The organism is Vibrio sp. CCUG 15886, assembly GCF_028570825.1.
In the GTDB taxonomy this organism is placed as follows: Bacteria; Pseudomonadota; Gammaproteobacteria; order Enterobacterales; family Vibrionaceae; genus Vibrio; species Vibrio vulnificus_B.
Genome location: NZ_JAQQBT010000009.1, coordinates 60,856 through 73,285, shown reverse-complemented (window position 1 = coordinate 73,285; position 12,430 = coordinate 60,856). Strand labels below are relative to the sequence as shown.

9 protein-coding genes are annotated in these 12,430 nt (G+C 45.7%); 3 read left to right on the top strand and 6 right to left on the bottom strand.

Translation table 11 applies throughout. The annotated features are described in order from the left end of the window. Positions 1 to 57: 57 nt before the first annotated feature. A complete protein-coding gene (adhE, locus tag PQQ36_RS15860) occupies positions 58 to 2,733 on the bottom strand; it encodes a bifunctional acetaldehyde-CoA/alcohol dehydrogenase (RefSeq protein ID WP_011080912.1) in 2,676 nt (891 codons plus the stop codon). Positions 2,734 to 3,380: 647 nt separating this feature from the next. Here adhE and PQQ36_RS15855 point away from each other — a divergent pair. Together PQQ36_RS15855 and PQQ36_RS15850 are read left to right on the top strand one after the other, a co-directional pair. Next, complete coding sequence (locus PQQ36_RS15855; protein WP_011080913.1) at positions 3,381 to 4,019, top strand: YchE family NAAT transporter; 639 nt, start codon at positions 3,381 to 3,383, stop codon at positions 4,017 to 4,019. 51 nt (positions 4,020 to 4,070) lie between these two features. Continuing rightward, positions 4,071 to 4,931 (top strand): ion transporter, encoded by an 861-nt coding sequence (locus PQQ36_RS15850; protein WP_011149896.1) that lies wholly within the window; start codon positions 4,071 to 4,073, stop codon positions 4,929 to 4,931. 48 nt (positions 4,932 to 4,979) lie between these two features. Here PQQ36_RS15850 and PQQ36_RS15845 read toward each other — a convergent pair whose 3' ends face one another. Together PQQ36_RS15845 and asd are read right to left on the bottom strand one after the other, a co-directional pair. Continuing rightward, positions 4,980 to 5,501 carry a prepilin-type N-terminal cleavage/methylation domain-containing protein gene (locus tag PQQ36_RS15845; protein ID WP_181454943.1) on the bottom strand — a complete coding sequence of 174 codons (522 nt, stop codon included), beginning with the start codon at positions 5,499 to 5,501 and terminating at the stop codon, positions 4,980 to 4,982. 117 nt (positions 5,502 to 5,618) lie between these two features. After that, positions 5,619 to 6,734 (bottom strand): aspartate-semialdehyde dehydrogenase, encoded by a 1,116-nt coding sequence (asd, locus tag PQQ36_RS15840; protein ID WP_011080916.1) that lies wholly within the window; start codon positions 6,732 to 6,734, stop codon positions 5,619 to 5,621. Between the two features lie 411 nt (positions 6,735 to 7,145). Between asd and nhaC the strand changes: the two genes are divergently transcribed. Continuing rightward, positions 7,146 to 8,582 carry a Na+/H+ antiporter NhaC gene (nhaC, locus tag PQQ36_RS15835; protein ID WP_011080917.1) on the top strand — a complete coding sequence of 479 codons (1,437 nt, stop codon included), beginning with the start codon at positions 7,146 to 7,148 and terminating at the stop codon, positions 8,580 to 8,582. Positions 8,583 to 8,676: 94 nt separating this feature from the next. Here nhaC and PQQ36_RS15830 read toward each other — a convergent pair whose 3' ends face one another. The 3 genes from PQQ36_RS15830 to yejK all read right to left on the bottom strand — a co-directional run bounded on the left by PQQ36_RS15830 (position 8,677) and on the right by yejK (position 12,396). Then, positions 8,677 to 9,888 (bottom strand): chemotaxis protein, encoded by a 1,212-nt coding sequence (locus PQQ36_RS15830; RefSeq protein ID WP_080557500.1) that lies wholly within the window; start codon positions 9,886 to 9,888, stop codon positions 8,677 to 8,679. A gap of 57 nt (positions 9,889 to 9,945) precedes the next feature. Then, entirely contained in the window at positions 9,946 to 11,280 is a 1,335-nt protein-coding gene (locus PQQ36_RS15825) for an Hpt domain-containing protein (RefSeq protein ID WP_043877109.1), read from the bottom strand. 114 nt (positions 11,281 to 11,394) lie between these two features. Further along, a complete protein-coding gene (yejK, locus tag PQQ36_RS15820; RefSeq protein ID WP_017428848.1) occupies positions 11,395 to 12,396 on the bottom strand; it encodes a nucleoid-associated protein YejK in 1,002 nt (333 codons plus the stop codon). Positions 12,397 to 12,430 lie beyond the last annotated feature (34 nt).

Below are 12,430 nucleotides of genomic sequence, written 5' to 3'. Positions count from 1 at the left end.
ACCTACCTCATTCCTGAGTCTTACTTCTTGCTGACACTTAGTGACTAAGTATCAGACTTATTTTTTCGCTTTTGGCGCTACTTGGTCTGCTTTCTTCTTGATTACAGTCGTACCTTCGAAAGTTTCACCTTCAACGAAAGCTTTACCGTAGTAAGAAGCCAGTAGAACTTCTTTTAGCTCAGCGATTAGTGGGTAGCGTGGGTTCGCACCAGTACACTGGTCATCGAACGCTTCTACTGCTAGTTCATCAACTTTCGCTAGGAAGTCAGCTTCAGCAACACCTGCCGCTTGGATAGACATTGGGATGTCTAGGTTACCTTTTAGCTCATCCAACCATGCTAGTAGACGTTCAATCTTCTGAGCAGTGCGGTCACCAGCTTGGCTTAGGCCTAGGTGGTCAGCAACTTCAGCGTAACGACGACGTGCTTGTGGACGGTCGTATTGAGAGAACGCAGTTTGCTTAGTTGGGTTATCGTTCGCGTTGTAACGTACCACGTTAGAGATAAGTAGAGCGTTCGCCAAACCGTGTGGTAGGTGGAACTCTGCACCGATCTTGTGTGCCATAGAGTGACATACACCTAAGAACGCGTTCGCGAATGCGATACCAGCGATGGTCGCTGCGTTGTGTACTTTCTCACGAGCGATTGGGTCTTTTGCACCGTTCGCGTAGCTTGAAGGTAGGTACTCTTTTAGCATCTTAAGTGCTTGTAGAGCCTGACCATCTGAGTATTCGTTCGCAAGAACAGATACGTAAGCTTCTAGAGCGTGAGTCACTGCATCGTAACCACCGAATGCGGTTAGAGACTTAGGCATGTTCATCACTAGGTTCGCATCTACGATTGCCATTTGAGGAGTCAATTCGTAGTCTGCTAGTGGGTATTTAGCACCAGTCTTGTCGTCAGTCACAACCGCGAATGGTGTAACTTCTGAACCTGTACCTGAAGTGGTAGTGATACATACAAGCTCAGCTTTCTTACCCATTTTAGGGAACTTGTAGATACGTTTACGGATATCCATAAAGCGCATTGCAAGTTCTTCGAAGTGAGTTTCTGGGTGCTCGTACATTACCCACATGATCTTCGCAGCATCCATTGGTGAACCACCACCTAGCGCTAGAATCACATCTGGCTGGAAGCTTTGCATTGCCGCTGCGCCTTTCTCTACAACAGATAGCGTTGGGTCAGCTTCAACATCAAAGAATGTTTGAACTTCCATGCCTTGAGCTTTAAGAAGTTGTACTACGTCATCTGCGTAACCGTTGTTGAATAGGAAACGGTCAGTTACTAGGAATGCGCGTTTCTTACCTTCTAGGTCGCTTAGTGCGATTGGAAGGCTACCACGACGGAAGTAGATTGACTTAGGTAGTTTGTGCCACAACATGTTTTCAGCTCGCTTCGCAACAGTTTTCTTGTTGATTAGGTGCTTAGGACCTACGTTCTCAGAGATAGAGTTACCACCCCATGAACCACAACCAAGAGTTAGAGATGGTGCAACGTTAAAGTTGTAAAGGTCACCGATACCACCGTGAGTAGTTGGGATGTTTACAAGGATACGTGCAGTCTTCAGTTTGTCACCGAAGTAACGGATACGGTCTGCGTTTACGTCTTGGTTAGTGTATAGACCAGATGTGTGACCGATACCGCCGATTTCAACCATGGTTACTGCTTGTGCAACTGCGTCTTCGAAGTCGTCAGCACGGAATAGACCTAGAGTTGGAGATAGCTTCTCGTGAGCAAATGCATCATCGTAAGACACTTTGCCTAGGCCTTCACCAACGAGAACTTTAGTATCAGCAGGAACTTTAACGCCTGCCATTTCAGCGATTGCTGCAGCTGGCTGGCCAACGATTTTCGCGTTTAGTGCGCCATCGATTAGCAGTACTTTACGTACTTTTTCTGCTTCAGCTTTGCTAAGTACGTATGCTTTGTGAGAAGCAAAACGCTCTTTCACTTCGTCGTATACTGCATCAACAACGATTGCAGCTTGCTCAGAAGCACATACTACGCCGTTATCGAACGTCTTAGACATTAGGATAGATGCAACTGCACGTTTGATGTCCGCTGTTTCATCGATAACAACAGGAACGTTACCTGCACCTACACCGATTGCTGGCTTACCAGAAGAGTAAGCGGCTTTAACCATGCCTGGACCACCAGTTGCAAGGATAAGTGCGATGTCATCGTGCTTCATAAGCGCGTTAGAAAGCTCTACAGATGGCTGGTCGATCCAACCGATGATGTCTTTTGGTGCGCCAGCTGCTACTGCTGCTTCTAGAACCAGTTTCGCTGCGTCGTTAGTCGAGTTTTTCGCACGTGGGTGTGGCGAGAAGATGATACCGTTACGAGTCTTCAAAGAGATCAGTGATTTGAAGATTGCAGTCGAAGTTGGGTTAGTGGTTGGAACGATACCGCAGATGATACCTACTGGTTCAGCGATAGTCATCGTACCTAGGTTGTCATCCTCTTCTAGGATGCCACACGTTTTTTCGTCCTTGTATTTGTTGTAGATAAACTCAGATGCAAAGTGGTTCTTGATTACTTTATCTTCAACAATACCCATACCAGATTCTTCAACCGCCATTTGTGCTAGCGGGATACGAGCTTGGTTAGCGGCTAGAGAAGCTGCACGGAAGATTGCATCTACTTGCTCTTGAGAGTAAGTAGCGAACTCTTCTTGCGCTTTCTTAACGCGTGCAATCATCGCATCTAGTTCAGCCATATTAGTTACAGGCATAGGGAATCTCCTAAAATTAACAAATATTAAAAACTTTTTAGTAAGGCTACTTGTCTATCGTTTTTACTGTTTATCAGTAAGTTACTGAACAACCGACTTAGTAAATTGCTTTCAGGGCTGAGTATAATATTTCAGAGTGTGAAAAAAATTGACTTGGATCAGTTCACACACTCTAAATACCCCCAAAGTGGTGCTTCAGTACAACAAAAACCGCTAACTCATTGATAAACAAGTAAATTAAAAGTTACTTTTGGTTGAGCAAAAAAGAAGCAAACGAACCAAAAGGTCAAATTAACAACAAAACCTTGTAAAAAAGTTTCATTATAAATCTACAAAATTACATAAAATTACATGTAGACGAGAAATTCTGTGCTACTGAGAGTATATCCAAATGGTTAACTCGCTAAAGAAGCGCGCTTGGTTTTTATCAAAAATGTGCGAATGTTAACGTTTATGTAAATTGATTGGATGTTCGCGAAGGATTATACACAACAAAGTGTGACAAATTATTTTACAACTCTTTCAATAATTAGTTTTTCTCAGCAATCAAACAGCTCACACGTTAGTTTTTTTCATTCGTGAAGTCGCGCAATATCGACTATATTTCGCCAACAATCTGTTCTCCTATCTTTCGTGTGGTTTCTCTAATGCAAACGTTCGAAGTCGCTATCTTTTTGCAGTTTTTCTTAGGCTTAGTGGCCGCAGTAAACCCTGTGGGCATCATGCCGGTATTTGTGTCGCTTACAGGCCACATGACACCGGAAGAAAAATACAAAACCGCACTTACCGCCAATGTGGCGGTGGCGATTATTCTGACCGTTTCATTGCTAGCTGGTCAGATGCTACTCGACATGTTTAGTATTTCTCTCGACTCCTTCCGCGTTGCCGGTGGTTTACTACTACTTAGCATCGCCTTTTCGATGATGAGCGGTAAGTTGGGTGAAGATAAACAAAACAAACAAGAGCAGTCGGAATACGTGAGTCGCGAACAAATTGGTGTTGTGCCTTTGGCAATGCCTTTAATGGCAGGCCCTGGTGCGATTAGCTCGACCATCGTTTATGGTTCTCGCTACCCAAGCATGTTCGATACCATGGGTATTGTGATCACTATAGTTGCCTTTAGCTTTTGCTCATGGCTGCTATTCCGCTCAGCGCCAATTATCGTTCGCTTTTTAGGACAAACCGGCATCAACGTGATCACCCGTATTATGGGTCTGATCTTGGGCGCACTCGGCATCGAATTTATCGCCAATGGTCTACGTAATCTCTTCCCCGGATTAGCCTGATTCCCGATTTAAAGGTATGATGTTGCAACGTTTCAACTATGTCGCAACATCATGTCACGCCAGTCACTCAAGCATCATCTTTACGTTATTATTTTCGGTACGCACACGCCCGCAGGCAGAGCCTTTGATATTGGCTTGATCATCGCGATTTTGACCTCGCTGCTGGTGCTTTTACTCGAATCTATCCCGTCGATTCGCGCTCAGTGGGCAAGCGAACTCAAATACCTTGAGTACGGTTTTACCGCCCTATTTACGCTCGAGTATTTGCTGCGTTTATATTGCTCACCAAAACCTGCCGCCTACGCACGCAGTTTTTATGGTGTGGTGGACTTACTGGCGATACTGCCGACCTATCTTGCCTTTTTATTCCCATCAGCGGCTTTTATGGGCGTAATTCGACTGCTGCGTGTGATGCGTATCTTCCGTATTCTGAAACTCGTCCGTTATTTGCAAGACTCAAATTTGCTGATGCGCTCCTTGCTGATGGCTCGAAGAAAAATACTGATATTTTTCAGTGCGGTGGCTATTTTGGTTACCATATTTGGCGCCCTGATCTACGTGATTGAAGGTCCGCACAATGGCTTTACCAGTATTCCCAAAAGTATCTACTGGGCCATTGTGACGATTACGACCGTAGGCTATGGTGACCTCGTGCCACAAACCGATCTAGGCAAAGCCATCGCGTCGCTGACAATGTTACTCGGTTACTCAATTTTGGCGGTGCCAACGGGGATCATTACCGCCGAACTCAACCAAGAGATGAACTCACACCGACAATTGGTCAAGTGCCCTAACTGCTCACGTGCTGGACATGAATCCGATGCACTCTTTTGCAAACACTGCGGCAGTGAACTGGCGGATCCCGATAAACGAGTGGTCGCCGTCCAAAACGCAGAAGCCGACAAAAAATAAGCGCTCGTGTGAGCGCTTGATTACCTTGTTGCATGAGCCGTAGCGGCTTCAACATCCGTCTGTGATGGTTTCCACGGCAAAGTCCGCCCCCGGTTCCATCGCTGCGGTATATTTGACGTAGCAACGGCTATCTTCAATGGCTTTATTGAAATCCACAATGTTGTCATCGGCCAACCATTGTGACTGCGTAATGATCCACCAATCGGGATCTGAGACTGAGCCATTATTGTGTGCAGCCCAAACCCATTCACGTTCTAAATCATGGTACCCCGTGTCAATTTGTAAGAAGCTTTCCATTCCACCACGCGAGACACTCGGATAACCATATTGCACAATCCCGTAATTCGGCACGTGGTAGGATTCAAGCTCTTCCATCCCTTCCACAGCGGCTTTTCCATACGCCATCTCCGCCGCATTCGTTACGGCGCCAGCTAAACCTTCGACGACGGAACGCCGTGCATCGGATTGTAAATTCAGGAATCTTGGCGCAGCGACCACCGCTAACACGGCAACAAGCACAATCACTACGATCAATTCTATTAGTGTAAAACCTCGAAATTTCTTATACATACAGCACACCACTCTCAAAACCCACGCTAAATTAGGTCATCAATGTCAACGAACTGTCATTGAAAAAATAAAAAAGCGCCTTTTAGGCGCTTTTTAGAATGATGTCTCATATTTGAGTTATTGCTTCTCAGCAAGGATGATTCTTAGCGTACGACGCAAAGGTTCTGCCGCGCCCCAAAGAAGTTGGTCACCCACGGTGAATGCGTTAAGGAAATCATCACCCATCGACATTTTGCGTAAACGACCAACAGGGATTGAAAGCGTTCCTGTCACTTTAGCTGGCGTTAGCTCTTGCGCGGTAATGTCACGCTCGTTTGGAATCACTTTAACCCACTCGTTGTCGCTCGCAATGATCTCTTCAATTTCATCAAGAGGGACATTTTGCTTAAGCTTGATAGTCAGCGCTTGTGAATGACAACGCATTGCACCGATACGAACACAAGTACCATCGATTGGAATTGGAGAGTTTTGTAAACCAAGGATCTTGTTCGCTTCTACGCCACCTTTCCACTCTTCTTTACTTTGACCGTTTTCGCGTTTCACGTCGATCCATGGAATCAATGAACCAGCTAGAGGCGCACCAAAGTTGTCAACTGGGAACGAGCTGCTGCGCATCGTTTCCGCAACCTTACGATCGATATCAAGAATAGAGCTTGATGGGTTGGCCAACTCTGAACTTACTGCATCATTGATCACGCCCATCTGAGAAATCAGTTCACGCATGTTCTGTGCGCCTGCACCAGAAGCCGCTTGGTAAGTCATCGCGCTCATCCACTCAACCATACCTTGTTTGTATAGTCCGCCTAACGCCATTAGCATTAGAGAAACGGTACAGTTACCACCTACAAAGGTGTTTGTGCCGCTATGGATGCCTTGCTGAATTTGAGCTAGGTTAATTGGATCAAGAGTGATAATCGAATCTGGAGCCATACGCAGCGTAGATGCCGCATCGATCCAGTAGCCTTTCCAACCCGCTTCGCGCAGCGCTGGGTAAACCTTTTCTGTATAACCACCGCCTTGACAAGTGATGACTGCGTCGAGCTGTTTCAACGCATCAATATTGAATGCATCTTGTAGTAAACCAGCATCTTTACCAAAATTTGGCGCTGGAATACCAATTTGAGAGGTACTGAAAAAGACTGGTTCAATCAGATCAAAGTCTTTTTCTTCAACCATGCGCTGCATCAGCACCGAGCCAACCATGCCACGCCAACCAACTAAACCCACTCTCATCACATTAACTCTCCGTGTATTCAAATAACAAAATAAATTTGCATTAATAGTTCTATTTTCTAGGCAAAATCTCAAGCACTAATTGACGAAAACGTCCAACTTTTTCGTTTTGATTTGTTAAGGTCGCAAAACTTCATGATTTAGCTTTGGTAAGAGCTCTGACCGAGCAGGATTTCCTACCCGGCCGCCACATTCACATATGAAGCACATTTATTTCACATTACACAACACTTAAAACTAATTATTTTAAACTTTAGTAGTTTATTATTTCACAAAATACGTATTACACCGATCCACATCAAAACAAACGACTAAATAAATCGAATTATCCACTACGTTAATGTAATGTAAGCATCCTAAACATACGGGGGCGTAATCCCTCTAACGCTCCGACATTTATCAGAGGAATATATGAAGCAGGAAATTACTCGCTTACCAAGTCTTCCCCAAGTGCTCATTTCACTGGGATTGTTTTTACTTTTGGCTTTTTCGTTTACCGCGAAATTAGATCTACCTATTCAGCTAGCACTTTATATCGGCTGGTTCATTATTATGGTGTTGGGCTTACGTCTAGGTCATCAGTATAAAGACCTGGAAAAAGCGGCATTAAACGGAATTTCGAATGGTTTAGGCGCTGTTCTTATTCTATTAGCCGTTGGCGCATTGGTTGGTACCTGGATCTCCGGCGGTATCGTACCCACTATTATTTACTATGGTCTGAAGGCAATACATCCTTCTATCTTCCTTTTAGCCACTATGATCATTTGCTCCCTAACAGCACTTGCAACAGGCACCTCTTGGGGCGCAGCAGGTACCGCAGGTATCGCAATGATGGGGATTGGCCAAGGCCTTGGCGTACCAGCACCGATCACCGCAGGTGCGGTACTATCAGGCTGTTACTTCGGTGACAAAATGTCTCCGCTTTCAGATTCAGTGATCCTTGCTTCTTCGATGTCGAACGTGGAAGTCATGGAGCACATCAAAGGCATGCTGCCTATCGCTCTGATCAGCTACATCATTACCGGCATTATGTTCACAGCATTTGGCTTCCATTACGCAGGTAATGTTGACATGAGCCAAGTGGAATCTGTGATTAAAGCGATGGATCAGCAGTTCTACATCACGCCTTACTCGTTTGTTCCTGTCATTATCGTATTGGCGCTACTTGCCATGCGCATGCCTTCATTCCCAGTCATCAGCTTTGGTTCTCTACTGGGTATTATTTGGGCCGTGATGATCCAAGATGTGGATTTCCTAACCGCGTTCAATACTGCTTGGGCACCGTTTGCGATTTCTTCAGGCGTCGATTTCATTGATTCCATCCTAAACCGTGGTGGCATGTCCTCCATGCTGGGCTCGGTGGCCGTGATCGTGTTTGGTCTTGGTTTTGGTGGTCTACTGGATAAAGTTGGCGTGCTAGAAACCATCGCGAAACTGTTTGAGCGTCGCGTGCAAAATGCAGGTTCTCTCGCAACCAGCACAATTGGTACAGCGTTTATGGGTAACGTGTTCGGTTCAGCGATGTACGTTTCACTGATTCTGACACCAAAGATTTGTGCGAAAAACTACGATCGCCTAGGTTACAAACGTAAGAATCTGTCACGAAATGCCGAGTTTGGCGGCACGCTAACATCCGGTATGGTGCCTTGGAGTGATAACGGCATTTACATGGCGAGCATCTTAGGGGTGGCGACGTTATCTTACGCACCGTTCATGTGGTTGAGCTTTGTCTGTATCGCAGTGACGATTTTCACCTCCTACATGGGTTGGTTTGTCGACAAGTGCGAGCCAACCGCGCAAGCGAGCGAAGAAGAAACACTGGCAGAGACAAGACAACAAACCGCTTAACCTCCGCCACTCAATAAAAAAGCGTAGCCCTCGAGCTACGCTTTTTTGTTTGTCGTTTCAGCAGCATTCGTTGCGCCAACGGCCAGCCCTTTGGCTAATTGCTCTTTCTTTGTGCTCTCTTTCCGAGTGCATAACCTAAGCCAAGCGGAGCAAAGAAAATTACAGCGATAAACAGAACAAAGTAAATAATCACGCTTTTGATCAGCTCAACCAACTTATCCATCGCCAGCGCGACCACATCTTGTGAGAGCGTATCCATGTCTTGAGTAAAGCTCACTCGCTCTTGCGTCACCATCTTATTCAACGCTTCTCTTTCACGCTCTATCATCGCAAACAGCTCAACCCTCTCGCGTGCAACCATGGCTTCCAACGCCGCCCTTTGTTCATCGAGTTTACTCATCTGACGCGAGGTTTTTTGGTCAATATCAGCCACCAGCGGCTGCAACTCTATGGCCATCTGCTCCGCCAAGTTCTTCATGTATTCTGGGTTATTCTTCACGAAATCTTGAAAGGCCTCAGAAGTGGCCTTCATGGAGGCCAAGGTTTGTGACAAATCTTCGCCACTGATGCTGCTATTAAGGGCAATAAGCTCCGCTTTCCAACTCATGATCTTCGGCGTTTGCTCTGAAATCAAACTGAGGCGATCGGAGACATCGCCTAAAGCTTCCGGCATGGTACCTAGCGTGGTTATCGCCTCATCTTCGTTAATATCATTGGCTTTTAGCCAAGCGCGGTAAGCTGGTGTGGGATTAAATTTGAGATCGGTAAATGGATGTTGCGTGGCAAACTCGCGAACAAATTGCTGGCTGCTCTTGTACGAACTGTTCTTCAATAGAACACTCGCCAACTGTTCCACTTGTGTCAGTAAAGCTTGTGATGCATCTGAGGCGAGAGTCGATTCAAACTGCTCGCGACCCGGCCCTTGAGAAAAATAGTCTGTCATCTGCTGAGTAAACACCCAACTGTCGATCAGCGCCGCAGTGGGTGAAACCTGATACGCAGCCCGTGCTAGACCTTCCTCTGCATTGATTTTCCACAACAAAATATAGGACTGGTGCAGAGTATCCGTCGCAGGATAGCCACTTTTAAGCGTATCCGCCGTTTGCTCGACTTGGGTAAAAAATTGCAATGCGTATTCACGCGTATGTAAACGAGTATTCAGCTCTTGCTGAGTCAACGGGGTGACTTGGCTATCCAGCTTCACCTCTAATAACGAGCATCCCGACAAACTCATTAGCACCAAAATAGGCAAACAAAAACTTTTGTAAAAAGCGACCATCGTTGAGCGAGTCATTGCTATAACCACTACAAAAAGAAAAGGATGACGAATATAACCAGTATAAGTCAGAGAAATATCAGCATCTTATGATGAGATGACAATCTCGCGATTGAGAATGCGTTGCGCGTAAGCCACGGTTTTATCAATGCACTCTTTCAGTTGCTGCAATTGTTGCTCTGTCGGTTCATGGCCATGCTTCATGCTGGATTCAATCTCCATCGCCACTTTACGTAAAGCATCTGCACCAAGGCTGGCAGCGACCCCTTTCAGGCTGTGAACAATGCGCTGTGCGGTTTCGGGATCATCGCGATAGGTTGCAACAAAATTGCTGTGCTCATCTGCATGATCTTGGACAAACACGCTCAATAACATCTGCACCGATTCTTCATCTCCAGATAAAGAGTCCATCATCAAATCGATTTTAATCGGCGGCAGTTCTTCATTCCCATGCGGTACTGTCGTGGTGGAAACGGAACGGTTTCTATCTATCTCTTTGCCCTGCTCAACCAGAGATGTGTCACTTTGACGGCTTGGTTGCTCTGGCCTTTCCGCGGTTTGCTCCGCTTCGGATGACAATCGTTCATTCAAGGTTTCTGTTGGAACGCACAACACCTCATTCTCTGCCGATTGTTGTGGCGACTTCACTAACGTATTGCCCCAGTACAGTAACCACAACAAACCCAGAAAACAGAGCCCACTCACCGCAATCACAATCACGATGGATTGCAAAACAATATGGTGATACTGCTCTTCTAACCAAGATTGCTGGGCGTACACTTCGTGGGTACTGACTTGATTGACCAGATGGTTCACTTCGGCATTTTGCCCAAGTACCACCGCCGATTGGGCCAACAACTTTTGTAACGGCACACGTTGCGCTTCTTCAAGATCATTCGATAACAACACTAAGTTATCGATATCTTTAAATACTGGGCTTAAGCGCGTGCTGTTACTTAACGTGGCCTCGGAAATATACGAGCCAAGTAAAGCAAAGGAGAGAATGGAATCCGCATGCGTTTGCTGAAGACGTTGGCGACGCACCTCAGCAACCAAGTCTGACAAGCGGCTGTCGATTTGCAAAATGGTTTTTACGCTGTCTACGTAGCGATCGGTGACGTGCAAAAACTGCGTAATATCAGGGGCAAAAAACGAGTGTACATAGGTTGCTTCGAGCTGAATACGTAACGCATAAATCAATTGCACATTCAGCGAAATTTCATCTAACTTTTGAATTCTTTGTTCACGCTTGTAAGAAAACGCCGCGTGCACTTCTTCAATTTTGTTCCCCACTTCCTCTACGGCATCGACCGCAGCACGCATGTTGGTGATTTGCATCCAAACAAACGCGACAGAGCACAACCACACCAAGGCAAGACCCAAAGAATAGCGAAATACCCATTTATTACTCAATCGAACCATGCTCCATCCTTGCACAGAGATTCCAAGTTGCTTTCATAAGCTTATAACACAATCCGCTAGGGTAATGTGAAGTCACAAAAAAAGAGAGCATCTCGCTCTCTTTCTTCATTTGTATTATCGATTTCGCGTCAGTTGGTCACGCAGATTTGGCGGCGTGCCTTTGATCGTCAGCGTATCGGTCTCTGGATCGTAGAAAATGCGCTCACCCAACAGCAAACTGTCGAAGCTCACGTTAAGACCACCACCTGCCCCAACATACTTAGTCAACTTGCGCACTAAGCCACGATCGGCAGGAAAACTCTCTTCCAAACCATAGCCTTGTTCTTGCGTAAATTCTAAGAAGCTCGCGCCAGATGGGCTTGGTGGTAACTCGCCAGAAAGCTCGCGAATTTCCACTTCTTCGCCTGCTTTGATCTGGCCATTACAGTATTCATAGACTTGCTTCTTGTACTCGTTGACTTCTTGTTTTTCCAACTTTGCATCGGTACAGAAATCATCGAGCGCTTGCATCAACACTTGGTTTTGCTGCTTGCTGTCTAGGCCCACTTCCGCTTGCAAGAAATCGAGGAAGAAATCCGCCACTTTACGGCCAACTCGGCCCTTAATGTACGAGAGATAACGGTTGGAATCTTTATCTGCTTCGTACACCGATAAATCAATACGCGCAGCGATGTCCATCTTATTGATATCCAAATAATCGGTTGCGCTGATGTCCAACCCTTCTGTCACTTTCAAACTTTGATTCAGCGGCAATATACCCACAAACAAATAATCGGTCGCTAGGCTTTGGTACTCCGCAAACACAAGAATACCTTCGTCCGCAAACGGGTATTTTGCTAACTCTTCTTTCAGTCTTACGGCGCATTTTTGTGAGAAATCATAAAAATCCAGTTCGCCACGTTGTAATTCATTGAGCCAAATCTGAAATTCGCTGTCAGATTGAAAACAACCAAAGCCTTTTCCTGCTTTGGAATGAAACACGCGGTGCAGCTCAGCGACCAGATTTTCTGTAGAAGAATCATTGACCAGGGACTCAGAACGGTAGTTTACCATTAGCTCATCCTGATCATTTTTACTAAGCTGATGCAGAATAACGTTTGAAAGATGCAGACTCATAGTATTTTATCTTGCTTCAAGGTTTTAGTTGCGA

Excerpts from the sequence above, each read along its gene's own strand:
- yejK (WP_017428848.1), bottom strand. The coding sequence starts at position 12,396 with ATGAGTCTGCATCTTTCAAACGTTATTCTGCATCAGCTTAGTAAAAAT.
- asd (WP_011080916.1), bottom strand. The coding sequence starts at position 6,734 with ATGAGAGTGGGTTTAGTTGGTTGGCGTGGCATGGTTGGCTCGGTGCTG.
- nhaC (WP_011080917.1), top strand. The coding sequence starts at position 7,146 with ATGAAGCAGGAAATTACTCGCTTACCAAGTCTTCCCCAAGTGCTCATT.
- PQQ36_RS15825 (WP_043877109.1), bottom strand. The coding sequence starts at position 11,280 with ATGGTTCGATTGAGTAATAAATGGGTATTTCGCTATTCTTTGGGTCTT.
- PQQ36_RS15850 (WP_011149896.1), top strand. The coding sequence starts at position 4,071 with ATGTCACGCCAGTCACTCAAGCATCATCTTTACGTTATTATTTTCGGT.
- PQQ36_RS15855 (WP_011080913.1), top strand. The coding sequence starts at position 3,381 with ATGCAAACGTTCGAAGTCGCTATCTTTTTGCAGTTTTTCTTAGGCTTA.
- PQQ36_RS15845 (WP_181454943.1), bottom strand. The coding sequence starts at position 5,501 with ATGTATAAGAAATTTCGAGGTTTTACACTAATAGAATTGATCGTAGTG.
- adhE (WP_011080912.1), bottom strand. The coding sequence starts at position 2,733 with ATGCCTGTAACTAATATGGCTGAACTAGATGCGATGATTGCACGCGTT.